The sequence below is a fragment of the Pseudomonas khavaziana genome (assembly GCF_036704165.1).
Classification (GTDB): domain Bacteria; phylum Pseudomonadota; class Gammaproteobacteria; order Pseudomonadales; family Pseudomonadaceae; genus Aquipseudomonas; species Aquipseudomonas khavaziana.
Genome location: NZ_CP129946.1, coordinates 4880773 through 4903807 on the forward strand (window position 1 = coordinate 4880773; position 23035 = coordinate 4903807).

At 58.3% G+C, this 23035-nt stretch carries 23 protein-coding genes and 1 tRNA gene; 6 read left to right on the plus strand and 18 right to left on the minus strand.

Features of this window, described 5'->3' with window-relative positions; all coding sequences use genetic code 11:
* The first annotated feature begins 61 nt into the window (after positions 1-61).
* Together QYQ93_RS21715 and QYQ93_RS21720 are read left to right on the plus strand one after the other, a co-directional pair.
* A complete protein-coding gene (locus QYQ93_RS21715; RefSeq protein WP_338477284.1) occupies positions 62-301 on the plus strand; it encodes a short-chain dehydrogenase in 240 nt (79 codons plus the stop codon).
* Positions 302-562: 261 nt separating this feature from the next.
* Positions 563-1987, plus strand: a complete 1425-nt coding sequence (locus QYQ93_RS21720; RefSeq protein WP_338475446.1) for a hypothetical protein — start codon at positions 563-565, stop codon at positions 1985-1987.
* A gap of 212 nt (positions 1988-2199) precedes the next feature.
* Here the strand turns inward: QYQ93_RS21720 and QYQ93_RS21725 are convergent.
* Positions 2200-2289 (minus strand) — tRNA-Ser (locus QYQ93_RS21725).
* A gap of 321 nt (positions 2290-2610) precedes the next feature.
* Between QYQ93_RS21725 and QYQ93_RS21730 the strand changes: the two genes are divergently transcribed.
* The 3 genes from QYQ93_RS21730 (at position 2611) to QYQ93_RS21740 (ending at position 5389) form a co-directional block, all read left to right on the plus strand.
* Entirely contained in the window at positions 2611-3303 is a 693-nt protein-coding gene (locus tag QYQ93_RS21730) for a crotonase/enoyl-CoA hydratase family protein (RefSeq protein ID WP_043047166.1), read from the plus strand.
* Between the two features lie 211 nt (positions 3304-3514).
* Entirely contained in the window at positions 3515-4258 is a 744-nt protein-coding gene (locus QYQ93_RS21735) for a 1-acylglycerol-3-phosphate O-acyltransferase (RefSeq protein WP_338475447.1), read from the plus strand.
* 159 nt (positions 4259-4417) lie between these two features.
* Positions 4418-5389 carry a magnesium and cobalt transport protein CorA gene (locus QYQ93_RS21740; RefSeq protein WP_043047199.1) on the plus strand — a complete coding sequence of 324 codons (972 nt, stop codon included), beginning with the start codon at positions 4418-4420 and terminating at the stop codon, positions 5387-5389.
* Here the strand turns inward: QYQ93_RS21740 and QYQ93_RS21745 are convergent.
* From QYQ93_RS21745 to QYQ93_RS21755, 3 genes are all read right to left on the minus strand, one after another.
* Positions 5367-6110, minus strand: a complete 744-nt coding sequence (locus tag QYQ93_RS21745) for an amidotransferase (protein ID WP_043047168.1) — start codon at positions 6108-6110, stop codon at positions 5367-5369. The genes QYQ93_RS21740 and QYQ93_RS21745 overlap by 23 nt on opposite strands.
* A gap of 206 nt (positions 6111-6316) precedes the next feature.
* On the minus strand, positions 6317-8461 hold the full coding sequence (locus tag QYQ93_RS21750; RefSeq protein WP_338475448.1) for a 3-hydroxyacyl-CoA dehydrogenase NAD-binding domain-containing protein: 2145 nt from the start codon (positions 8459-8461) through the stop codon (positions 6317-6319).
* A gap of 16 nt (positions 8462-8477) precedes the next feature.
* Entirely contained in the window at positions 8478-9683 is a 1206-nt protein-coding gene (locus QYQ93_RS21755) for an acetyl-CoA C-acetyltransferase (protein ID WP_338475449.1), read from the minus strand.
* A 650-nt stretch (positions 9684-10333) separates the two neighbouring features.
* Here QYQ93_RS21755 and QYQ93_RS21760 point away from each other — a divergent pair.
* On the plus strand, positions 10334-11134 hold the full coding sequence (locus tag QYQ93_RS21760) for a cytochrome c (RefSeq protein ID WP_338475450.1): 801 nt from the start codon (positions 10334-10336) through the stop codon (positions 11132-11134).
* Positions 11135-11237: 103 nt separating this feature from the next.
* Here QYQ93_RS21760 and QYQ93_RS21770 read toward each other — a convergent pair whose 3' ends face one another.
* From QYQ93_RS21770 to QYQ93_RS21835, 14 genes are all read right to left on the minus strand, one after another.
* Entirely contained in the window at positions 11238-12020 is a 783-nt protein-coding gene (locus tag QYQ93_RS21770) for a transglutaminase family protein (RefSeq protein ID WP_043047172.1), read from the minus strand.
* Complete coding sequence (locus QYQ93_RS21775) at positions 12017-12967, minus strand: alpha-E domain-containing protein (RefSeq protein ID WP_043047173.1); 951 nt, start codon at positions 12965-12967, stop codon at positions 12017-12019. Before QYQ93_RS21775 ends, QYQ93_RS21770 begins: the two co-directional genes overlap by 4 nt.
* A 4-nt stretch (positions 12968-12971) precedes the next feature.
* On the minus strand, positions 12972-14381 hold the full coding sequence (locus QYQ93_RS21780; RefSeq protein ID WP_338475451.1) for a circularly permuted type 2 ATP-grasp protein: 1410 nt from the start codon (positions 14379-14381) through the stop codon (positions 12972-12974).
* 446 nt (positions 14382-14827) lie between these two features.
* Complete coding sequence (locus QYQ93_RS21785; RefSeq protein ID WP_338475452.1) at positions 14828-15169, minus strand: ribonuclease E inhibitor RraB; 342 nt, start codon at positions 15167-15169, stop codon at positions 14828-14830.
* A gap of 212 nt (positions 15170-15381) precedes the next feature.
* Positions 15382-15642 (minus strand): hypothetical protein, encoded by a 261-nt coding sequence (locus QYQ93_RS21790; RefSeq protein ID WP_043047175.1) that lies wholly within the window; start codon positions 15640-15642, stop codon positions 15382-15384.
* Between the two features lie 79 nt (positions 15643-15721).
* Entirely contained in the window at positions 15722-16327 is a 606-nt protein-coding gene (locus QYQ93_RS21795) for an START domain-containing protein (protein ID WP_043047176.1), read from the minus strand.
* 41 nt (positions 16328-16368) lie between these two features.
* Positions 16369-16623 carry a YkgJ family cysteine cluster protein gene (locus QYQ93_RS21800; protein WP_043047177.1) on the minus strand — a complete coding sequence of 85 codons (255 nt, stop codon included), beginning with the start codon at positions 16621-16623 and terminating at the stop codon, positions 16369-16371.
* A 162-nt stretch (positions 16624-16785) separates the two neighbouring features.
* Positions 16786-17274 (minus strand): hypothetical protein, encoded by a 489-nt coding sequence (locus tag QYQ93_RS21805; protein WP_043047178.1) that lies wholly within the window; start codon positions 17272-17274, stop codon positions 16786-16788.
* A 93-nt stretch (positions 17275-17367) separates the two neighbouring features.
* The gene (locus QYQ93_RS21810; protein WP_043047179.1) at positions 17368-18807 is read right to left on the minus strand and encodes a PLP-dependent aminotransferase family protein; all 1440 of its coding nucleotides are present in this window, start codon (positions 18805-18807) and stop codon (positions 17368-17370) included.
* A 252-nt stretch (positions 18808-19059) separates the two neighbouring features.
* Positions 19060-19872 carry an OmpA family protein gene (locus QYQ93_RS21815; RefSeq protein ID WP_124401589.1) on the minus strand — a complete coding sequence of 271 codons (813 nt, stop codon included), beginning with the start codon at positions 19870-19872 and terminating at the stop codon, positions 19060-19062.
* Entirely contained in the window at positions 19869-20231 is a 363-nt protein-coding gene (locus QYQ93_RS21820; protein WP_043047181.1) for a DUF4398 domain-containing protein, read from the minus strand. The genes QYQ93_RS21815 and QYQ93_RS21820 overlap by 4 nt, the downstream gene beginning before the upstream one ends.
* Positions 20232-20240: 9 nt before the next feature.
* Positions 20241-21056 (minus strand): transporter substrate-binding domain-containing protein, encoded by an 816-nt coding sequence (locus QYQ93_RS21825; protein WP_338475455.1) that lies wholly within the window; start codon positions 21054-21056, stop codon positions 20241-20243.
* Positions 21057-21235: 179 nt separating this feature from the next.
* The gene (locus QYQ93_RS21830; RefSeq protein ID WP_034120769.1) at positions 21236-22165 is read right to left on the minus strand and encodes an electron transfer flavoprotein subunit alpha/FixB family protein; all 930 of its coding nucleotides are present in this window, start codon (positions 22163-22165) and stop codon (positions 21236-21238) included.
* 16 nt (positions 22166-22181) lie between these two features.
* Complete coding sequence (locus tag QYQ93_RS21835; protein ID WP_043047183.1) at positions 22182-22931, minus strand: electron transfer flavoprotein subunit beta/FixA family protein; 750 nt, start codon at positions 22929-22931, stop codon at positions 22182-22184.
* Between the last annotated feature and the right edge of the window lie 104 nt (positions 22932-23035).

Below are 23035 nucleotides of genomic sequence, written 5' to 3' on the forward strand. Positions count from 1 at the left end.
ATTTCTGAGTACGAAAGAAGCGCCTTGAGGCGGTGACAGATCTGCCTTTGAATCATCGACGCTGGAAACACTCCTCGACGCTGCGACCTATCGACTTCGTGCCGCTACACAACTCCTTGAGAACCTTGCTCTACGTAGTGAAATCAGTAGTGATGCGGTACTCAGTGATTTTGCACTGCTCTGCTCAATTGCGCTGCGGGACGGCTGCGATTTGCTCGATGTCACTGGACGCCGGATGGCTGTGCCGAGCGGACTGCTTAAGAAGCCTGGCATCGGTATAACCATAAGGGTTCTCGAATAATTCAAATCGGTATTAAAAACTGTCAACTCTGACAGTATACCCACCACGACAACAAACTAAGATCAAAAGACCCTCAATATTCGTAGCTAATTTCACTCCAAAATCAAACAACCTTATCCAGCAAGCCACTTTGTTAAAAAAGGAGATGGCAGTCTCTACGAATGTATCGAGAGACTGACAGCCAACCATCATTAATGATTTATCGCGACCACGTAAAAACTTCCCCCTGAGTTTAATTACGAACAACTCAAGAGACTGAAAATGACTAATACAAAACACATTGAAATAGATCCGCTAGCCCAAGAAGTTTACACGCTCATATACAAAAGCTGGCCGATCAGTAATCGCGTCTGGGTAGATACACATATGTCCGAGCGTTATCTGCTACTGGTTGCTGGTGATCAAGCTCGCGAAGTCAGCGTTGCGGGCATAGCTTGCGTCACACGAGCAGACGTCGACGCAGCACCGCCCCATCCTCATGCGGGCGGTGGGGGTGGTACATTACGCTACGTATGGTGGAAAAACCGGCAGGCAACTGCACTTGACATCCCATTGTATCTACCATTACCACCAGATAAGTTCCCTCCAGTTCTATCTGACGCAGAAGAAATCTATAACTTTATTGTGCACGAAACGTTCCACCTCATACAATTTTCAGAGCAGCGCTGGACGCCGCCGCCCCGCACGTTTTTGAATAAAGCGTACCCTGTACCAACGAACGCGAGACTTTATCGCACACTCCTCTATCACACCCTTCAAAAATCCACGTCAAGCCCTGAACAGTCTCAGCACTATTTGTCAGAAGCCGCTTACTGGTATGCAATCCATACTAACCAATTCCCTGCCAGTACAGACGATCTCAAGTTTTCTGACACGATCGAAGGGAGTGCACAATTTTTCCAGGCTCAGATGTTGGCTGCCGCTATGATCGATAATCCTGCTGACGACCAGGCGCGGCGAAAAAAAGCGGCAGAGTTGAGCTATCCCGTTTCACCTGCCATGCAACGATGGCTACTTCAGAATGTCAACGAGTCCTATTGGATTGGAGAAGTTGCAGGCGCAGCGCTTGATGCACGTGATACGGCCTGGAGAGCAGAAGTGGCTGCTGGGCATCCCCCCATGGAAGTTTTATCTTCAAGCATTAAGCCACCTGTATCTCCCCCCGTGCCCGAGGCCGCTATTGTCCAGGAAAATACGGCGCTCCTGGCTGAACTTAACGAAATTCTTGCAACTCAATTAGAACCCGCCATTCAAGGCTACCTTGATCAGAATCATATGTTGCTGTTACTGCCAAATTGGTGGGAGATGGAGATTGATTTAAGCAAAGAACAAGAAATGGCTGAAGCGCGAGCGAAAACGATTTTGGTCACCGTTGGGAATTTTTCATCCGAGTTAATTCCGCACTCTTTGTGGGGCTCGTGGGTAGGTGCCTATTTGCTTACTGAAGGAAATTTCGTTATAAAAAATGTATCTGCACTACAAGGAAATATCGAAGAACAAGATCATATGATTATACCGCTGGATCCAGCAGCACCTGGGTTTGATCTCAGTGATAACACGCTGACTTTAAGCCAGGAAGCCATGTACGGCATTTTAAAGGTCGAGATAATCATTGACGACAATGGGCGCACCCTTCTTAAAGTCAGAGACAGTAGAAAAGCCAATTCGACGCTTTGTACAATCTGATACGTTGAGCCAAAGGGAACAGATTTGGTTTTTGTTCCGGTACCGGAAAAAGACGGAAAAGGAGACAAATTTCCATCATTGGCCGAGCGAAGGCACACTGGCTGGCGCGTAGAGATTTTTCCAGACGAGCCAATATCGCCCTTTCCCAGCCGCCAAAAACCACAAACCCCCGGCTTTCTTTATGAAAACCAGGGGTTTGTGTTTACTTAATATGGCGGTGAAGGAGAGATTCGAACTCTCGATACAATTTCTTGTATACACACTTTCCAGGCGTGCTCCTTAAGCCACTCGGACACTTCACCGTATCTCGTCAAACCAGTTCAGTCTGTCGAGGCGCGCTAATGTAGTCGAAAGCCTTTCTGATGGCAAAGGTTTTTTTCAGAATTTTCATGTGGTTAGACGGTTATGCCGTGGCGCGCCCGGTAACGGGCGGTGTTTCTGCCATTCTTGGGCAGGCCCAGCACCGGTTTTGCGGGACTGCTGCGCTGTGCTGCGGGGCGTCTACCCTTGGGCATAGGGGAAAAGCCTGACCGGGTAGTCAGTCACAGCGCTTTACCCGGGAGGGCGTGGTGGGTAACGTCTGCTGCATTCTCTCTATAACAAGCCCTACAAGGAACCGCGTCATGAGTGAGTTGATTGCCTACCATTTCGAAGACGGTATCGCGACCCTGACCTTGAGCAACGGCAAGGTCAATGCCATTTCTCCGGCGGTGGTCAGCGAATTCAATGCTGCGCTGGATCAGGCCGAGAAGGATCGGGCGGTGGTGGTCATCACGGGCACGCCGGGGATTTTGTCGGGTGGTTATGATTTGAAGGTGATGACGGCCGGCCCTAAAGAAGCGATCAGCCTGGTGACGTCGGGCTCGACCCTGGCGCGGCGTTTGTTGGCGCATCCGTTCCCGGTGATCGTGGCGTGCTCTGGACATGCGGTGGCCAAGGGCGCGTTTTTATTGTTGTCGGCGGATTATCGCATTGGCGTGGAAGGCCCGTTCAGCATTGGCCTGAATGAAGTTGCAATCGGTATGACCATGCACCATGCGGGTATCGAGCTGGCGCGGGATCGTCTGCGCAAGTCGGCATTTCATCGGTCGGTAATCAATGCCGAGATGTTTGATCCGCAAGGCGCCTTGCAAGCAGGCTTCCTCGATAAGGTCGTGGCACCGGAAGAATTGCACGCGGCAGCCCTGGAGGCGGCGCGGCAGTTGAAGAAGATCAATATGAACGCTCACAAGCACACCAAGTTAAAAGTGCGCCGAGCGCTGCTGGAGGCTCTGGACGAAGCAATCATCCAGGATCAAGGCCATAACCTGAGTTAACGCCTACACCTGCTTTATCAAAGCCCGATCTAGTATCGGGTTTTTCTTACAAATAAACCCGAAACATCTGTAGCCGCTCTGGGCAGCCATTATTGGCATGCGTAGAAACATGCGCTTAAACATCGCCTATCTCCTACATATGTAGGGGCAATTGCCGAATACAGTGCACATCCGTACACTGCGCCACCTTTTGTCCCGATGGGCCGTTTCGATGCTTTTTCTGTTACGTATGCTGTTGATGGGCCTGCACTTTATGATCGCCGGGGTACTGGGCGTAATTTTAGGGGTGTGTCGGCCATTCAATCCGGACAACAGCCGCCTCTGCGCCCGTCTTTACGCATTACCGGCCATGTGGATCTTGCGCCTGAAGTTGAAGACGGATGTCGAATCGCTGCGCAACAAACCCGGTACCTGTGTGGTGATCGCCAACCATCAGTCCAACTACGACCTGTTTGTACTCGGCAATGTGGTGCCGCACCGCACCGTGTGCATCGCCAAGAAGAGCCTTAAATGGGTACCGCTGTTCGGCCAGTTGTTCTGGCTGGCGGGCAATGTGCTGATCGACCGCGGCAATGCACATAAGGCGCGGCGTGCCATGCTTACCACCACCCATACGTTGCAGCATGAGGACACCTCGATCTGGGTGTTCCCCGAAGGCACGCGCAACCTGGGCAACGGGTTGTTGCCGTTCAAGAAAGGCGCATTCCATATGGCGATTGCGGCCGGCGTACCAATCGTGCAGGTGTGTGTCAGCACTTATGTGAAGCAGATGAAGCTCAATCGTTGGGACAGTGGGGATGTGCTCATACGTTCATTGCCGCCGATTCCTACGATTGGCCTGACAGTGGATGATATCCCTCAGTTGATGCTGGCCTGCCAGACACAGATGGATGAGTGCATTGCACAGATGGACCATGAACTTGTAGGAGCGAGCTTGCTCGCGAAAAACCTATAAGCGACGCGGGTCACCTGTGGGCGCTGCGTTATCGTTGACGATTTTCGCGAGCAAGCTCGCTCCTACAGGGGGATAGGGCAACATCAGCCCGCAACAACGGAACGCCATTCAGGCTAAGCTGCCCAACATCTGTCCTCTTGATAAGAAGTGATCAGCACCATGGGTAGAGTTGTTGCGGCCGCCGTCTACAGCGCCGGAAAGAAAGTCTCGGATATCACCCTCGATGAAGGCGCGGCCTGGGCCGCCAAACCCGGACACTTTGTGTGGATCGGCCTGGAAGAGCCCAGCGCCCAGGAGTTGAACAACCTGCAACGCCAGTTCAACCTGCACGAACTGGCCATCGAAGACGCCATGGAAAAGCACAGCCGCCCGAAGCTGGAAACCTTCGGCGACGCGCTGTTTATCGTCACTTATTCACCAGTGCGCGAGAACGGCAAGCTGGAGTTTATCGAAACCCATATCTTTGCCGGCAACGGCTACATCATCACTGCACGCAATGGTCACTCAGCGTCCTATGGCTTTGTGCGCCAACGCTGTGAGGCGCGGCCACTGTTGCTGGAGCATGGGGAAGATTTCGTACTCTATGCGCTGCTGGATTTCGTCACCGAAAACTACCAGCCGGTGAGCGAGGCGATCCATGCGGAGATTGATGAGCTGGAGCGCAACGTGCTATGCAGTTCGCTCAGCGAGGGCGATATCCAGAACCTGCACGGCCTGCGCCGTGACGTGCTGCGGCTCAAGCGCTATGTGGCGCCGATGGTGGAGATCAGCCAGGAGCTGCAGAAGCTGAGCTTTCCGTTTATCGACAAGAACATGCGCCCCTACTTTCGCGACGTGCAGATCCACGTGACGCGGCAGATGGAAGACCTCACCACCCTGCGTGATATCGCCAGCCAGACCATTGAGATCGGTGTATTGCTGGAGGCCTCGCGCCAGAGCGTAGTGCAGCGCAAGTTCGCCGCGTGGGCGGCGATCCTGGCATTCCCCACGGCAGTGGCGGGGATTTATGGGATGAACTTCCAGAACATGCCCGAGCTGCAGTGGCACTACGGCTATTTTGCGGTGCTCGGGTTTATTGCGCTGGGCTGCACAGGTTTATGGGCCAGCTTCAAGCGTTCGGGCTGGCTTTAACGCTGGCGTCCGGCTTGTGGGCGACAAAACGCATCATCCACTCCGCCACGGTTGCGCCGTGGTGGTCGCGTTCCAGGCTGGCGACGCCGTTGGTGTAAACCTTTTCCCCAAGGGTTGTTTGAAGAATCTCCAACAACTCGCGGGAATAGTCCTGGACAAATTCAGGGTGCCCCTGGAAGCACAACACCTGGTCACCGATGTGATATGCGGCAATCGGGCAAAACTCACTGGAGGCAATGACCGTGGCATTTTCCGGCAAGGTAGTGACCTGGTCCTGGTGACTGATCAATAGCGTCAGCTCCGGCACCTCGGGGCTCATCCATGGGGCCTTGGCATCCAGTTTGTAGTCATGGATGCCCATGCCCCAGCCTTGGCTCGCGCGCTCAGTCTTGCCGCCGAGCAGCAATGCCAGGAGTTGATGACCGAAGCAGATACCCAACAGCTTGTCACCGCGCTCGTAGCGCTCGAGCACATAGGTCTTGAGGGTCTGGATCCAAGGGTCAGTGCCGAACGAGTCGGCCTTGCTGCCGGTGATCAGGTACGCATCGAACACTTCGTCATCCGGTGGGTATTCGCCCTGCACCACGTTGTAGACGACAAATTCGGCGGCAATCGGTTGCTTGGCGAACAGGCGCTTGAACATCTGTCCGTAACCTTGGTACTGATCGATCAAGCCTGGACGCAGGATATCGGTTTCCAGGATGCAGACGCGTAGCGACATAAAAAATACCTGACACGGCGATGGGAATATTGCACACCCCAGAGCCTGCCTTGAAATACACCCTCAAGGCAAGCCCTCAATGGGCGCCCACACTCACTGTAGGGGCGAGCTTGCTCGCGAAGAACGTACGGGCGGCGCGTTTATTCAGGATGCCCGCGTTATCGTTGGCGTTCTTCGCGAGCAAGCTCGCTCCTACAGTGAAACGTCTAAAACAGCGCGCCTTTCGCGGCTTTCTCCAGCAACAACGCCGGTGGCAAGAAGCGCTCCCCGTACTCCTCGGCCAGGTAGCGGGCGCGGGCGATGAAGTCGTCCGGCCCGTACTGGTTGATAAACTGCAACGCCCCGCCACTCCACGCGGCAAAGCCAATGCCGAAGATTGAACCGATGTTGGCGTCAGCCGTGGACATCAGCACGCCCTCCTCCACACAGCGAACGGTTTCGATGGCTTGGATAAACAGCAAGCGGTCGCGCACGTCCTGGGCTGAAATGCGCTTGCCGGGCTGTTCGAAGCGGGCTTTCAGCTCAGGCCACAGGTGCTTCTGGCCGCCAGCGGGATAGTCGTAAAAACCAGCGCCTGCCGCTTTGCCCGTGCGCTTGTATTCGTTCACCAGCAGATCGATTACCGCCGTCGCCGGATGGTTCGGCAGTGCCTTACCTTCGGCCTGCAGATCCTTGGCGGTTTGCTGTCGGATATGGCTCATCAGGCTGAGGGAGACTTCATCGGACACCGCCAGCGGCCCCACCGGCATGCCGGCCTTGCGCGCTTCGGTTTCGATCATCGGCGCGGCCACGCCTTCGCCGAGCATGGCGATGCCTTCGTTGGTGAACGTGCCAAACACCCGCGAAGTAAAGAAGCCGCGACTGTCGTTGACCACAATCGGGGTTTTCTTGATTTGCAGGACGAAGTCAAACCCTCGGGCCAGGGTTTCGTCGCTGGTGCGCGCACCCTTGATGATTTCCACCAGGGGCATCTTGTCCACGGGACTGAAGAAGTGCAGGCCGATAAACCTGGCTTGATCGGGGACTGCCGTGGCGAGCCCGCTGATCGGCAAAGTGGAGGTGTTGGAGGCGATCACTGCGTCGGCACCGACCACGCTTTGTGCGGCGGCCGAGACCCTGGCCTTCAGCTCGCGGTCTTCGAACACCGCCTCGATGATCAGGTCGCAGCCGGCCAGATCGGCATCATCCTGCGTCGGATGAATGCGCGCCAGGGTGGTTTCCCGCTGTTCGGCGGTCAATTGCCCACGGCAGACCTTCTTGTCCAGCAACGCTGCCGAGTGCGCCTTGCCTTTCTCGGCGGCGGCGAGGTTGATGTCCTTGAGCACCACGTCGATGCCCGCACAAGCGCTGACATACGCAATGCCGGCGCCCATCATCCCGGCCCCGAGCACACCGACCTTGTGTGTGACGTAAGGGGCAATACCCTGGGGCCGCGAGCTGCCGGCGTTGATTTCATTGAGCTGGAACCAGAAGGTGCCGATCATGTTTTTCGCCACTTGCCCGGTCACCAGCTCGGTGAAGTAGCGGGTTTCGATCAGGTGCGCGGTATCGAAGTCCACCTGGGCGCCTTCCACAGCGGCGCAGAGGATTTTCTCCGGCGCCGGGAAGCAGCCATTGGTTTTGCTGCGCAAAATCGATGGGGCAATGGCGAGCATCTGCGCGACTTTGGGATTTGACGGCGTACCACCTGGGATCTGATACGCCTTGTTGTCCCACGGTTGCCTGGCCTCGGGATTGGTAAGAATCCAGGCCCGTGACTTGCTCAGCAGCTCCTCACGATCCGCCGCCATCTCATCAATCAAACCTGCTTGCAGGGCCTGGCCGGGTCGGACTTTTTTACCCTCGAGCAAGTACGGCAGGGCTTTTTCCAGGCCCAGCATGCGCACCATACGCACTACCCCGCCACCGCCCGGCAGCAGGCCAAGGGTGACTTCCGGCAGGCCGAGCTGAACGGCTTTGTCGTCCAGCGCGACCCGATGATGGCAGGCCAGGCAGATCTCCCAGCCGCCGCCCAAGGCCGCGCCATTGATCGCAGCCACCACTGGCTTGCCGAGGGTTTCCAGGCGCCGCAACTGCGCTTTCAACACCAGCACGCTGTCGTAGAAATCTTTGCCGTGGGCTTTATCGACCTTGATCAGCTCATTGAGGTCGCCACCGGCAAAAAAGGTTTTCTTTGCCGAGGTAATCACCACCCCGGCGATCTCGTTCTTTTCCGCTTCCAGGCGCGTGAGGGTGGCCGCCATGGCTTGGCGGTAGGCGGCGTTCATGGTGTTGGCGCTCTGGCCGGGCATGTCGAGGGTCAGCACCACGATCTGGTCCTGGCCTTTTTCGTAACGAATGGCATCGGTCATGACAGATTCCTTAGGCTCAGAGGCGTTCGATAATGGTGGCGATACCCATGCCGCCGCCGACACAGAGCGTGGCCAGGCCGTAGCGTTGCTGACGCACCTCCAGCTCATCGAGCAAGGTGCCGAGGATCGCGCAACCGGTGGCGCCCAGCGGGTGGCCCATGGCGATGGAACCGCCGTTGACGTTGACCCGGGCGGCGTCGATACCCATGTCCTTGATAAACTTGAGCACCACCGAGGCGAACGCTTCGTTGACTTCGAACAGGTCGATGTCTTCAACCCGCAGGCCGGCCTTGGCCAGGGCCTTGCGAGTGGCCGGCGCCGGGCCGGTGAGCATGATGGTCGGGTCGGTGCTGGTCACGGCCGTGGCAACAATGCGCGCCCGCGGTTGCAGGCCCAGTTCACGGCCTTTGGCCTCGGAGCCGATCAACATCAATGCGGCGCCGTCGACGATGCCGGAGCTGTTGCCCGGGGTGTGCACATGCTGGATGCGCTCCACATGGCTGTAGACCCGCAATGCGGTGGCGTCGAACCCCATCTGGCCCATCATTTCGAAGCTGGGCTTGAGCTTGCCCAAGCCCTCAAGGGTGGAGTCGCCGCGGATAAACTCGTCATGGTCCAGCAGCACGATACCGTTCTGGTCCTGCACTGCGATCAGCGACTTGTTGAAGGATCCGTCTGCCCGTGCCCTGGCAGCTTTCTGCTGGGACTGCAGGGCAAAGGCGTCCACATCCTGGCGGCTGAAGCCTTCCAGGGTGGCGATCAGGTCGGCGCCGATACCTTGGGGTGTGAAGTGGCTATGCATATTGGTTTGCGGGTCGAGCACCCAGGCGCCGCCATCGCTGCCCATGGGTACCCGGGACATGGATTCGACGCCGCCGACGACGACCAGGTCTTCGAAGCCGGAACGCACCTTCATCGCGCCCAGGTTGACTGCCTCCAGGCCGGAGGCACAGAAGCGATTGATCTGGACACCGGCGACGCTGATGTCCCAATCCGCTACCAGCGCGGCAGTCTTGGCGATATCGGCGCCCTGGTCGCCCACGGGAGTGACGCAGCCGAGCACGATGTCATCCACCTGGCGCGTATCAAGATCGCTGCGTTGCGCCAGCGCAGTGAGCAAGCCGGCCACCAGGTTTACCGGCTTGACACTGTGCAGGGCACCGTCGGCCTTGCCCTTGCCCCGGGGCGTGCGTATCGCATCAAAGATCAAAGCTTGGGTCATGACATCCTCGAGCCGCTGTGGGTGTATGCCCCTACCTTAGGCGCGATTGACACGGTTTCAATGACGGATGCGCTCAATGCTTTTGACCCCCTCGCTCGGACGAACGGTAGGTAGCTACGCAAAACGCCTGATTAATCGTTTTAGCTGTCTAGCCCTAGGGCTGGCGCCAAGATGGCACTAAGCCTCATGTCTTTTTTAGTACAAACGCTGATTAGCTGATATGAAATGGATCTAAGCGAATAAGGACGGGCGCTCTAAGGTTGAACCTGTAGGGCGCTGCTGCCGGGTCTTGCTGGAGCAGCTGTAAGAAAAGTGCAACGTCAGCTCGCGATACTGAAATTAACCGGCACGCATTTGACGCTCAGGAATAACAACAAATAGGCAGTCAGCCATGTTCAAACATTCGAAAGTACGTCAGGCAGGACTTATTCTGTTCGCCACCACACTGATTCTGATCTTGCCCAACCTGACCAGGGTGCTTGGGTGACGCCCCCGCCCCCAGACTCCGTGCACATACAGCACCAGGCCTGCAGCTTTTGGCAGCACCTGCCGGAACAGTGCGCTTAGCACTGCCGTAGCGGGGGCTGTCTTTTTACCTGTCGATTTCCGGTATCGTGAGCGCCACCGCCACCTAGCCTCGGGCCGCCGCCTTGAAATCGATCCTAGCCTTACTTGCCCTGCTGCTGAGCTTTCCTGTAGCCGCTGCGCAATTGACCATCGAATTGGACCACACCAGGCAGACCTGGCAGACCGCTGATCTGCTCAAACACCCGCAAGCGCAGACGGTGCAGATCGTCGATGACGTGTCCTACAAGCACAACATGACCTATCGCGCGGTGCCCCTGGCGGCACTCCTGTCCGGCCTTAAACCTCAGAGCCACCTGCAAGCGGTTGCCCTGGATGGTTTCGCCGCCGAACTGTCTGCCGCGCCGTTGTTGGAAAAAACCGGCGCCCGCGCCTGGTTGGCGGTGGAAGACCCGGCCCGTCCATGGCCCGCGCTTGCGCAAGGCAAACCGAGCGCCGGGCCGTTCTACCTGGTGTGGACCCACCCCGAAGCCGGGCACATCAGCCCGGAGCAGTGGCCGTTCCAAGTCTCCAGGATCAAGCAATTGCAGACGGTTGCCGAACGTTTCCCTGCACTGTTACCCGACCCGACGCTTGCGGCGGATGACCAGGTCAACCAGGGCTTTGCGTTGTTCCAGAAGAACTGCCTGGCCTGCCACCGCCTCAACGGCGCCGGCGATGCCCAAGTGGGTCCGGACCTGAATATTCCCTACAACCCCACCGAGTATTTTGGCGGTGATTTCCTCAAGCGTTATATCCGTGACCCGCAAAGCCTTAGGCACTGGCCGCAGGCGAAGATGCCGGCGTTTGCTGCCAGTGTATTGCCGGAACATGAGTTGGATTTGCTGTTGGATTATCTGCGGCATATGGCAGGCCGCAAGTTGTAGGAGCGAGCTTGCTCGCGAAAAGCCTGAGAGCACCGTTGGGTATCAGGCTCCCCGAGTAATCGTTAACGTTTTTCGCGAGCAAGCTCGCTCCTACAGTTATCGGTCATTGCTGCGGTGCCACAAATACCTTGGCATGCATCTGCTCATGCCCACCCCCTCGGCGCATGCCGCGTACCGGGCAGGCGTCGAGGTAGTCCAGGCCCACGGCCAGCTTCAAGTGCCGCTCTGGCCGGGCCAGTTGGTTGGTCACGTCAAAACTGTACCAGGCGTCATCCAGCCAGGCTTCGGCCCAGGCATGACTGGCCAGATGTGCGCAGTCTTCGGTGTACAAATACCCCGACACATACCGCGCAGGAATGCCCAGGCTGCGTGCGCAGGCGAGAAACGCATGGGTATGGTCCTGACACACGCCCGCAGCGCCTGCAAAGGCCTGGGCGGCACAGGTGTCGACTTCAGTAGCCCCCGGCGTGTAGATCATCGCTTGGTTGAGGGCCTGCATCAGATCGATGAGCGCCGTGCGGTCGCGACGCTGGTGGCAATGCTGCTCGGCAAACCGGCGCAGGGCTTCATCGGGCTCGGTCAGGCGCGTGCAGCGCAGGAAAGGCCAGGCAGACTGGCTTTCGTGTTCGGCCTCGCGCAACTCGTCGATCTCCACCTGGCCACGGGCGCCGATGATGATCGCGTCGTGGGGTTCGTCCAGGGTCAGCACATGCAGGATATTGCCGAAGGGATCCACCTGCGCCCGCACCGGGCGTGGCAGGTCGAGTTGCCAGCTCAGCACGCGCTGGCGCTCGCTGTCATGGGGCGTGAGCCGCAGGTACTGGATGCTGGCGCGCACTTGGTCTTGATAGTGGTAGGTGGTTTCGTGGCTGATAGAGAGTCTCATGCCGCCTCCAGATAGGAACTGTAGATGGCGTCGCCCAATTGGCGGACCAAGGGGATAAAGTCGGTCAGCCAGGCATGCAGGCCTTCCTCGAGGATTTCGTCGATGGTGGTAAAGCGCAGGCTAGCGTCCATCTCGGCGGCCAGGCGCTGGGCCGGGCGGCCGTTGAGACCGGGCAGGCTGGCAAGGATCTGGGCAATCTCCTCACTGCACGCCCTTAGTGAACGCGGGACATCGGCGCGTAACAGCAGCAGCTCAGCCACTTGCCTGGAACCCGGCGCATCACGATAAATTTCGGTGTAGGCCTCGAATGACGACAACGCACGCAGCAAAGCACTCCATTGGTAGTACGCGTGAGCCGTGCCATCGCTGACCGCCGCAGCCTGGTCGCCGGCCATTTCGTAGCGCGCGTCCAGCAGGCGCAGGGTGTTATCGGCGCGCTCTATGAAAATGCCCAGGCGGATAAAGCGGAAGGCATCGTTACGCATGATGGTGCCGTAGGTGGCGCCGCGGAACAGATGGGAGCGCTCCTTGACCCACTCACAAAACCGGCTCATGCCGTAGCGGCTCAACCCCTGTTGGGCGATATCACGAATGTCCAGCCAGGTGGCGTTGATGTTTTCCCACATGTCAGCGGTGATTCGCCCACGTACTGCATGGGCGCTGGCCCGTGCAGCGCCCAGACAACTGTAGATACTGGCCGGGTTGGCCGCGTCCAGTGCGAAAAAGTGCAGCAGGCGTTCGGCATGCAATTGGCCGTGGCGCTCGTGGTAATCCTCCAGGGTGCCGGTGATCAACAACGGCATGGCCAGTTCGTGCAGACCGTCGCCGCGCCCATCCTGGGGCATCAGCGACAGTGAATAGCTGACGTCGAGCATGCGTGCGAGGTTTTCGGCACGTTCCAGGTAGCGCGACATCCAGTACAAATCCGAGGCAGTTCTACTCAACATGGCATCAGTCCTCGACCACCCAGGTGTCTTTAGTGCCGCCGCCCTGGGACGAGTTGACCACCAGCGACCCTTCGCGCAGGGCCACGCGGGTCAGGCCGCCGGGCACCACACGGGTTTCCTTGCCGGACAGCACGAACGGGCGCAGGTCGATATGCCGTGGGGCGATGCCGTTTTCGACGAAGGTCGGGCAGGTGGATAAACACAGGGTCGGCTGCGCGATATAGGCGTGGGGCTTAGCCTTGATGCGCGCGCGAAAAGCTTCGATTTCCGCCGCCGTGGACGCGGGGCCAACCAACATGCCATAGCCGCCGGAGCCCTGGGTTTCCTTGACCACCAACTCGGGCAGGTGGGCCAGTACGTGGGACAATTCGTCGGGATTACGGCATTGAAAGGTCGGAACGTTCTGCAGGATCGGCTCTTCATCCAAGTAGAAGCGAATCATTTCAGGGACGAACGGGTAAACCGACTTGTCGTCCGCAACTCCCGTGCCGATGGCATTGGCCAGCACCACATTGGCGCAACGATAGGCCGCAAGCAGGCCCGGCACGCCAAGCATGGAGTCCGGGTTGAAGGCCAGTGGGTCGAGGAAGGCATCATCGAGGCGGCGGTAGATCACATCCACAGCCTTTGGGCCGTCGGTGGTGCGCATGAATACACGGTCGTCGCGTACGAACAGGTCCGCCCCCTCCACCAGTTCCACGCCCATTTCCCGGGCAAGAAACGCATGCTCGAAAAACGCGCTGTTGAAGCGCCCTGGAGTGAGCACCACCACGCTGGGGTTATCCAGGGGGCTGGCGCTTTTGAGGGTATCGAGCAACAGGTTGGGGTAGTGGTCGATAGGCGCGATGCGCTGGGCCGCAAACAGTTCCGGGAACAGGCGCATCATCATTTTGCGATCTTCGAGCATGTAGCTGACGCCACTGGGCGTGCGCAGGTTGTCTTCCAGTACGTAATAAGTGCCGTCACCATCGCGTACGAGGTCGACCCCGGAAATGTGGGAATACAGATCACGGTGCAGGTCCAGGCCCTGCATTGCCAACTGATACTGCTCATTGGCCAGTACCTGCTCGGCGGGAATAATGCCGGCCTTGATAATGCGTTGGTCGTGGTACAGGTCGGCGAGGAACATGTTCAGTGCCTTGACCCGTTGGATGCAGCCGCGCTCGACAACCCGCCATTCGCTGGCCGGAATACTGCGCGGAATGGTATCGAAGGGAATCAGGCGCTCAGTGCCCAGCTCATCCCCATAAAGGGTGAAGGTGATCCCGGCCCGGTGGAACAGCAAATCGGCTTCGCGCCGACGCTGGGCCAGCAAATCCGTAGGGGTGTCGGCCAGCCAGCGGGCGAACTCGCGGTAATGAGGACGCACCTGCCCTGCCCCATCGTACATTTCATCGTAATAAGTGCGGATCATGCCGTACTCCTTGTCACCCGGACGCGAGAACCTTCGCAAGGCCCGTGCCAGCGGCATAAACACTTAATAATCAATGAGTTGAATAACTCAGGCGGATTCTTCGCACCATCCCGGTGCGTAGAACGTCCCCAGTGCACGTCGCACGCGTCATTGCAACGCGGCACTTGCCTATCGATAGCATAGCCAGAGTTGATTTCACTGCCCGGCCAGCGCTGCGGATAATCACCTCCATCGGCTGAACAGGACATGTCCTACAGCGAAACCCTTTGTGCAAGCGGTACTGTGTTACTTCGTGTACTGATCTGCTCCCTCGAGCTTCCCTTTCCGCCACCCTATTGGGGTGGCTTTTTTTTGCGTGCAACTAAATCAGCGCTCCTGCCGAAGCCCCAAACAAAATCGGCCGACCCAAAGGTCAGCCGATACGCTGCGCTGCTCATAAACACCAACTACATGGGTAACCCACGCACCTCCTGCTTGACGCCCCATCCTTCGATGATCCCACCCAGGGGCTCGACCACCGCCTCGAAGTCATGCTCGAAGTCTCCTATGCCGTCGTAGGTTGCAAACATGATTTTGCTCAGTTCCAGATACCAGGCGCCATCGTCGCGCGCGCTGACCTGGGCATTCAGGGATTCGCCACGAAATCGACCCGCAGCCCTGCGCGCCCGTTCCTCATCCGGGAAAATGGCGTAGAACTCAATGGGGTGAAAACGCGAGAAATCGAAGCCGCCTTCTTTCATGCGGCGCAGGACGTTGGTACTGATGTCTTCTTGATAGGCTGTGCTCATGAAAAGTGCTCCTCAAATGATGGATAGACTTTCCGTGCTTCCCGAAGCTCGCGCCTTACTGGCGCGAGTACTACGGCAGGAACAACACCGCTGGAAAACAAGCATGTAGCTGACAAGACCAGACCTTAGCGATTCATTCGCTGATCTCGATTGCAGAGTAGCGCGAAGCTATCACCTCCACCAGAGGTGCTTGATGGGTCTAACGGAAATATTCAGGCCGCGGGTTCGACCCTGAGGTCCTTGATACCATTTTGATCATGCAGGCTCTTGACCGTGGGATCGGGAACACGATCGGCAAGATCGTTAAGGTCCAGCTTTTCCAACACCGGTGACACACGCACCCGCACCATCTGTGCGGCTTCTTCCAGCGTCGGCTCATGCTCGCAGTCGAATTGCTCGACTACCGGCTCGCCACGGTCATTGATGAAAGAAACATTCCACTTCGGCATCGGTGCCTCCTCGATAAAACCCATGTGTGGGCTTACATCTATCTGGACCTTGAGGCTTTGCCAAACGTTCCACCCAAGGCAGGAGGCACCGGATCAGTTGCGCTTATTTTTCAGCGCGCTCCTTGAGGGCCTTCAGGGTATTGAACGGCGCTTCCACCACAAATTTGTTGGCCAACCACGACGGCACGCTGCCGCCCGGCTCGGTGTGCACTTGGTAGGTCACTTCGGTCTCATTGGCGCCTTTGGGCACCAGTTTCCAGAAGCCTTCGACCTGGGCGACCCGCACATAGCCTTTTTCTTCCGACTTGTAGGTAGGCACGCCCTGCAAGGTGCGGGTTACGCTACCATCGGCGTTTTTAGCGGTTGTGACATGAGTATACGAGTCACGATCACTCACCGGAAAGGGTGCCTTGAATTGCGTGTAGGTCCAGGCCTCATCGCCTTTCTTGTCGACCAGTTTCTGGGATTTGCACTCGTGAATCCAAGCGCAGGCACCCGCCACGTCTTCCTGCAATGCAACGATCTTGGCCACAGGCGCCTTGATCACGGTCACGCCGCGATACGCTTTGTACTTGGAGCCGGCAACTTCGCTCAGGGACACCTTGATACCGTCTTCGTCCTTGGCCACTTGCCAATCCTCAGCCTGGGCAGTAGCAGCAAACAGCAGCGTAAAACCGCACAACACGGCCAGTCGTTTCAGCGAACCCATTGTTGTATTCCTTATTGTTGAAGTTCCAATAGTAAAGCCCATCAAGCCGCCGTCATCTGCTCCCACCAGCCGATCAAGCGAATTGCATCGGCCTGGTCATTGCCACAGACCTCGATATCAGCCTTGAAATCACTGCACACCGCCGGCCGTTCAGGCAGGCCGAACAGCTGGCACAGTTGTCCGACCGACAGGTGCAGGCAGCGAACACCTGCAGGCTTGCCCTGGGGCATTCCGGGCAGCGGCGAACTGATGGAGGGGGCGATGCAGCATGCGCCACAGCCTTCACGGCATTTCATGACCAGCAGGTCCTCGACGACTCAATAGGGATGGCCGGGCTAGAGTACGCCCTTAAACAGCCGTTTTAAAATGGTCCAACAGGGGTTTTTCGCACAAAACAAAAGTGACCGACCAGTCTGCGACAGATGGTCGGCAACCTGGGTCACGCATAGCCGCATAGTTTATTGCTTGAATTCAAAATCCAGCGCGGCGCCTTCAACATCACGGCGCTCATCGTTGCGCAGTTGCAGCTTCATCTCATTGCTGAGCAAGCGGCCGTTGATCTGGAACGCACTGTTGTCGGTGGGCTTTTCGCCAAACATCGGCGGCAGCAAGGGCACGCTCTTGGGCTTGGGCATGGTGCCGATGGGCTGCAACAGCCTGACCATGTCCGAAGGCAGCGAAAGGTCCAACTGTGCCGGTGGCAATTTAGTCTTGGCGACTTCACGGGCCGACTTGGATTTGCTCGCAACAGGCGCGCGCTTTTTGGTAGTTGCGGTTTTTTTCTGCGTGGCGGGGGCTTTTTTCGCGGGAGCTGGTTTCTTCGCTGAGGTCTTCTGTTCAGAACTGACTGCCGACGCGCCATCCGCCACCGGCTCCGCCAGCACAGTGCTGACATTGCACAGGCTCAACAGGCCAATCACCAGGGTAACGCGAAAAATAGAAGTCATATCGCCAGCAGCGTTAACGGCAGAAGGCCATATGCTCGCTTGTTGTGGGCGACATGACAAGAGCGCAGATCAGTGTTGTCCCCTTTGCACGCCTCAAAAACCCGCCCCGGTCTCCTGGCACAACTGGCTGGCCAGCATGCCCAAGGTCATCAACGCCCGCTCTGCCTCGCGGTTCCAGGGGGTACCGCAGTTGAGGCGAATACAGTGGTTGAACTGTTCCGTATTACTGAAGATCAGCCCCGGCGCAATACTGATGCCCTGTTGCAAGGCACGCACGTGCAGTTCCTGGGTATTGACCCGACCCGGCAAACTGACCCACAGGATAAAGCCGCCGGTTGGACGGGTCATCTGGGTGCCCTCGGGGAAATATTGCTGCACCGCCAGTTGGAAGGCGCTGAGGTTCTTGCGGTATTCCTGGCGGATATAGCGCAGGTGGCGGTCGTAGCCACCGTTTTCCAGGTAGGCCGCGACCCCCATCTGGGTGACACTGCATGCTGAGTGGGTACTGAACATCTGCAGGCGCTGGATCTCCTGCTGGTACTTGCCGGCGATCATCCAGCCGATACGCACCCCCGGGGACAAGGTCTTGGAAAAACTCGAGCAGTAGATGACCCGGTCAAGGCGGTCGTAGGCTTTCAGAGCCTTGGTGCGACCCAGTTCGAACATCAGCTCGCCGTAGATATCGTCCTCGACGATCTGGATATCGAAATCCGACGCCAGGCGCAGCAGTTGTTTCTGGCGCTCTTCGGGCATGGTGCCACCCAGGGGGTTGCTCAGGCGCGTGGTGAGCACCAGCGCCTTGATCGACCACTGGTTGGCGGCCAGCTGCAGGGCTTCCAGGCTCATGCCCGTGGCTGGGTCGCTGGGGATCTCGATGACTTTCAGGCCGAGCAAATCGGCGAGTTGCAACAAGCCGTAGTAAGTCGGTGATTCGGCGGCGATCAGGTCGCCAGGCCGCGTGAGAACACGCAAGGACATCTGCAACGCATCGACGCAGCCGTGGGTGATCACCACCTCGGAAGGGTCTACCACCACACCGGCATCGCGCATGCGGATCGCCACCTGGCGACGCAGCGGTTCAAAGCCGGGGCTGAACATGTAGCTGAAAGCCCGCGGGCTCTGGAACCGTGTGACCTTGGCCAACTGCTGGTGCAGCGCCCGTACCGGTAGGTAATCGACACTCGGCACCGCAGCGCCCAAGGGGAACACCCCTTCACGGCGCGATTCGACCAATACCTGTTGGATGATGCTGCTGCGGGTGACCAAGCCTGGACGCTCGACCCGTGCGATGTCTGGCGTCGGCGCCGTGAGTGCGGGCGTCTGGTGCACGTAATAGCCCGACTGCGGCCGCGCCCGGATCAGCCCCTGGTCTTCCAGGTTGGCATAGGCCTGCAGCACCGTGGCATGGCTCACATTGAGCTGGGAACTCATTTTGCGCACCGATGGCACGCGCTCCCCCGGTTGGTAGACACCGCGTCGGATGTCCTCAGCCAGTTGCTGGGCAATACGCTGGTAAAGCAACAGATTGGTCATGACGCAGCACTCGATTTCACGGGTATTTTATTTTTGTGTGAAACATACCAGCACAGTTTAGAAGTGTACGGGGACAGTTGTCACGATAGTCGAGCGCAGGAGGGAGTGACAGCAAAAACTGTAAAGGGAGTACGCCTGACAAAATATGGGAGGGGGCTTGCTCCCGATGACGGTGTATCAGTCAAAGATGTTGCAACTGAACTACCGCAATCGGGAGCAAGCCCCCTCTCACATTAAATCGAAGCCTGGCGCTCAGCGGGCAGCGCCCAGCTGGCCTTTCTCGTCGGAGAATACGATTTCCACCCGGCGATTCTGCGCGCGGCCTCGTTCGGAGGCGTTGGCTTCTACCGGGTACTGATCACCATAACCCTGGACCTCGATACGCTTATCATCGATACCCAGGTCCATCAACAGGTCCGCCACCGATTGGGCACGGTCGCGGGACAGTTTCAGGTTCTCCTGCTCGCCCCCGGTGTTGTCGGTGTAGCCCTCGATGCGTACACGACGCTTGGGGTTGAGTTGCAGGAACTGCACGATCTTCAACACTGTGCGATTGGCCGAGTTGGCCAGTTCCGCTTCGCCGGTGTCGAACAGCACATCTCCCAGCGTCATCACCAGGCCACGGTCGGTCTGGGTGGTGAGGCTGGCAATTTGTGCTTCAACCCACTTGCCCTGTTGCTGCACGCTGGCCAGTTTGTTTTCGCGCAGGGCCAGTTGCAGGCGCTGGCGTTCCAATTCGAGTTGGGCGCCGCGTTCCGCGTTCAGGCCTTGCTCGGTGTGTTCACGGGCGATGGCGCTGTAGCGCTGGCTCAGATAGGCGTAATGCACCACATCGGCGCCGCTGCCCCAGTAGCTGGACAAGCGATCGGCACGGGCCAGGGATTCGCCGGCGCGGATCACATCCTTAGGGGCGAAGCGCAGCACGTTGGCGTCCTCCTTGACCTTCTGGAAGTCATCGCCGGCCTGTTGCAACGCCTGCTCGCTGCTGGGTTGGCTGGCGCAACCGCCCAATGCCGCACTGCCCAGCAGCAACACGCAGCCCAAACCACGGATCATCGGGCTCATTGCGCGTCTCCCAACTGCAGCTGCTTACGCAAGCGGGTGATGCGGGTATTGAGCACGTTCAATTGTTCCTGGCTCTTGGCGGTGAGCACTTTAGCCTCGGCGAGACGCGCATCCAGCTCAGCCTGTTCGGACCGCATACGCGCGCGCTTGTAGGATTGGTCGGCCATGTTGGCCTTGGCCCTGGCGAATTTTTCTTCGGCCAGTTTCAGCTCGGGCGATTCGTCGGCGTTGACCCCGACCGCGGTGGCTTGCTCCAAGGCTTGCTGGGTCAGGCGCATTTGTTCATTCGGCGCAGGATCGGTTGCACATCCCGCCAGAGCGACAACGGCGAGGGCCGCGAAAAGAGGTCGAAAAATCACTGTAAATCCCTACTGTGTTGGGGTGCCAACGGGCTGTTGCAGTTGCGCCTTCCAGCGCTCCAGATTGCGCTGCAGCGCGGCTTGCGCGACACCGGACGCGGGCAATTCTGTCATCTTTTTCGCCAACTGTCCGCGCAGCCATGGATCATTGCACGCCGAGTTGTGGGAAATCGCCAGGTACAAGCCGGGCTGATCGACAGGCACCTCATGGGCGACCAGATCGTTATTCATGCCCAAGGTCTGGGCCATGGCCATTCCGGAATAGCGCCCGGCCAGCACGTAATCCACCTCGCCGAGCAACAGTTTCTGGAATGCCGGTGTCAGGTTCGGCAGGCGTTGCAGGCTGAGCTGCTGGCCGGCGAAGGCTTCGAATTCAGCGCTCAAGCGGGCGCGCTCCGATACCGCGCCTTTGTGGCCGTGCAGGTCCGCCACTGTGGTGTAGGCCAGGGGTGAATCCTTGCGTGTCCAGACCAGGTAATCGGTCTGCATCAACGCCGGATGGATGTAGTCGAAGTTGTCCAGTTCACCGAGGTTCAGCGGCGCGTCGGCGAGGATGTCCATGCGCCCGCTACGCGCTTCATCCAGGGCCAGGGAGCGTTTGCCGCCGTAGAGCAGGTCGATTTTCAGCCCGAGCTCTTTGCCCACTTGTTGCAGCACCTCGGCGGTAGCGCCGATCAGGTGCGTCGGGTCCTGGGGATCACGCCACAACAAAGGTGGTGCATCCGGGCTGCCGGTGATCACCAGGCGCTCGCACTTGCCGGCGGCCAGTGACAGGCTCGGCAGCAGCACAAGGCCCAGCAGTACAGTCCAGGGGCGCAGCTCCATGGCATGTTCCTTCGTAAAGTTCTTGGTAGGAGCGAGCTTGCTCGCGAAAAACGTCAACGATAACGCGTGCTTTCTGAATAAATGCATCGCCTGGGAGTTTTTCGCGAGCAAGCTCGCTCCTACAGGTAATAAAAAAGCCCGGTCACAAGACCGGGCTCTTTATAAGTGAAGCGGCTGGATTAGACCAGCTTCTCCAACTCAGGTACGGCTTCGAACAAGTCCGCCACCAGGCCGTAATCGGCAACCTGGAAGATCGGCGCTTCTTCGTCCTTGTTGATCGCGACGATCACCTTGGAGTCCTTCATACCGGCCAAGTGCTGGATCGCGCCGGAGATACCGACGGCGATGTACAGCTGTGGCGCAACGATCTTGCCGGTCTGGCCGACCTGCATATCGTTGGGTACGAAACCTGCGTCGACGGCTGCGCGGGAAGCGCCGACCGCAGCGCCCAGCTTATCGGCCAGGGCGTACAGGTGCTTGAAGTTGTCACCGTTCTGCATGCCGCGGCCGCCGGAAACGACGATCTTGGCAGCCGTCAGCTCAGGGCGATCCGACTTGGCCAGCTCTTCGCCGACGAAGCTGGACGTGCCAGCGTCGTGGGCAGCGGAGACGGCTTCAACCGCGGCCGAGCCACCTTCGGCGGCAACCGGGTCGAAACCGGTGGCGCGCACGGTGATGACCTTGACCGAGGCATTGGACTGCACGGTGGCGATGGCGTTACCGGCGTAGATCGGGCGCTTGAAGGTATCGGCGCTTTCTACCGAGATGATCTCGGAGATCTGGTCAACGTCCAGCTGCGCGGCAACCCGTGGCAGGATGTTTTTGCCGTTGGAGGTGGCGGCAGCCAGGATGTGGCTGTAGCCAGCGCCCAGCTCTGCAACCAGCGGCGCAACGTTTTCTGGCAACTGATGCGCGTAGGCGGCATTGTCAGCGTTCAGGACTTTGCTTACGCCCGCGATTTTCGCAGCGGCTTCAGCCACGGCGCCAGCGCCCTGGCCAGCAACCAATACGTGGATATCTCCACCGATTTTCGCAGCGGCAGCCACGGTGTTGAGGGTGGCCGGGGCCAGCACCTTGTTATCGTGTTCGGCGATTACGAGGATAGTCATGATCAGGCTCTCCAATTCAAAGCACCTTCGCTTCGTTTTTCAGTTTCTCGACCAACTCAGCCACCGACTTGACCTTGATGCCCGCGCTGCGTGCTGCCGGCGCTTCAACCTTGACGGTCTTGTTGGTGGAGGCGGTGGAAACGCCCAAAGCATCCGGAGTCAGCACTTCAAGAGGCTTCTTCTTGGCTTTCATGATGTTTGGCAGGGACGCGTAGCGCGGCTCGTTCAAACGCAGGTCGGTGGTGACGATGGCCGGCAGTTTCAGGGAAACCGTCTGCGCGCCGCCATCGATTTCACGGGTTACCGCGACGCTGTCGCCGCTCACTTCGACTTTCGAAGCGAAGGTGCCCTGGCCGTAACCGGTCAGTGCGGCCAGCATCTGGCCGGTCTGGTTGTTGTCGCTGTCGATGGCTTGTTTGCCGAGGATCACCAACTGAGGCTGTTCCTTGTCGACAACGGCCTTGAGCAGCTTGGCAACCGCCAGGGAGGTCAGTTCTTCGGCGGATTCGACCAGGATGGCGCGGTCGGCGCCTAGGGCCAAAGCGGTACGCAGCTGCTCTTGGGCAGTGGTCGGACCGATGGACACCACGACGATTTCAGTCGCAACACCTTTCTCTTTCAGGCGTACGGCTTCTTCCACAGCGATTTCGCAGAAAGGGTTCATCGACATCTTGACGTTAGCAAGGTCGACGCCGGAATTGTCCGCCTTGACGCGAACTTTCACGTTGTAATCGACAACGCGTTTGACAGCTACAAGAACCTTCATGGATTCCTCGTTACTCTCCGGTGAAAAGAAAGTCGCCTAGGCGAACCTGGCGGTTGATGCTCATCGGCACACAAGGGCACCTCCAAAGACTTCGGCAGTGGCCT

What these genes read in the sequence shown, in the direction of transcription:
- QYQ93_RS21800 (WP_043047177.1), bottom strand. Translation starts at nt 16,623, where the DNA reads ATGAAATGCCGTGAAGGCTGTGGCGCATGCTGCATCGCCCCCTCCATC.
- QYQ93_RS21740 (WP_043047199.1), top strand. Translation starts at nt 4,418, where the DNA reads ATGGGTAGAGTTGTTGCGGCCGCCGTCTACAGCGCCGGAAAGAAAGTC.
- QYQ93_RS21805 (WP_043047178.1), bottom strand. Translation starts at nt 17,274, where the DNA reads ATGACTTCTATTTTTCGCGTTACCCTGGTGATTGGCCTGTTGAGCCTG.
- QYQ93_RS21795 (WP_043047176.1), bottom strand. Translation starts at nt 16,327, where the DNA reads ATGGGTTCGCTGAAACGACTGGCCGTGTTGTGCGGTTTTACGCTGCTG.
- QYQ93_RS21825 (WP_338475455.1), bottom strand. Translation starts at nt 21,056, where the DNA reads ATGGAGCTGCGCCCCTGGACTGTACTGCTGGGCCTTGTGCTGCTGCCG.
- QYQ93_RS21770 (WP_043047172.1), bottom strand. Translation starts at nt 12,020, where the DNA reads ATGAGACTCTCTATCAGCCACGAAACCACCTACCACTATCAAGACCAA.
- QYQ93_RS21815 (WP_124401589.1), bottom strand. Translation starts at nt 19,872, where the DNA reads ATGAGCCCGATGATCCGTGGTTTGGGCTGCGTGTTGCTGCTGGGCAGT.
- QYQ93_RS21790 (WP_043047175.1), bottom strand. Translation starts at nt 15,642, where the DNA reads ATGGGTTTTATCGAGGAGGCACCGATGCCGAAGTGGAATGTTTCTTTC.
- QYQ93_RS21720 (WP_338475446.1), top strand. Translation starts at nt 563, where the DNA reads ATGACTAATACAAAACACATTGAAATAGATCCGCTAGCCCAAGAAGTT.
- QYQ93_RS21780 (WP_338475451.1), bottom strand. Translation starts at nt 14,381, where the DNA reads ATGATCCGCACTTATTACGATGAAATGTACGATGGGGCAGGGCAGGTG.
- QYQ93_RS21750 (WP_338475448.1), bottom strand. Translation starts at nt 8,461, where the DNA reads ATGACCGATGCCATTCGTTACGAAAAAGGCCAGGACCAGATCGTGGTG.
- QYQ93_RS21810 (WP_043047179.1), bottom strand. Translation starts at nt 18,807, where the DNA reads ATGACCAATCTGTTGCTTTACCAGCGTATTGCCCAGCAACTGGCTGAG.
- QYQ93_RS21835 (WP_043047183.1), bottom strand. Translation starts at nt 22,931, where the DNA reads ATGAAGGTTCTTGTAGCTGTCAAACGCGTTGTCGATTACAACGTGAAA.
- QYQ93_RS21830 (WP_034120769.1), bottom strand. Translation starts at nt 22,165, where the DNA reads ATGACTATCCTCGTAATCGCCGAACACGATAACAAGGTGCTGGCCCCG.
- QYQ93_RS21755 (WP_338475449.1), bottom strand. Translation starts at nt 9,683, where the DNA reads ATGACCCAAGCTTTGATCTTTGATGCGATACGCACGCCCCGGGGCAAG.
- QYQ93_RS21785 (WP_338475452.1), bottom strand. Translation starts at nt 15,169, where the DNA reads ATGAGCACAGCCTATCAAGAAGACATCAGTACCAACGTCCTGCGCCGC.
- QYQ93_RS21730 (WP_043047166.1), top strand. Translation starts at nt 2,611, where the DNA reads ATGAGTGAGTTGATTGCCTACCATTTCGAAGACGGTATCGCGACCCTG.
- QYQ93_RS21745 (WP_043047168.1), bottom strand. Translation starts at nt 6,110, where the DNA reads ATGTCGCTACGCGTCTGCATCCTGGAAACCGATATCCTGCGTCCAGGC.
- QYQ93_RS21775 (WP_043047173.1), bottom strand. Translation starts at nt 12,967, where the DNA reads ATGTTGAGTAGAACTGCCTCGGATTTGTACTGGATGTCGCGCTACCTG.
- QYQ93_RS21735 (WP_338475447.1), top strand. Translation starts at nt 3,515, where the DNA reads ATGCTTTTTCTGTTACGTATGCTGTTGATGGGCCTGCACTTTATGATC.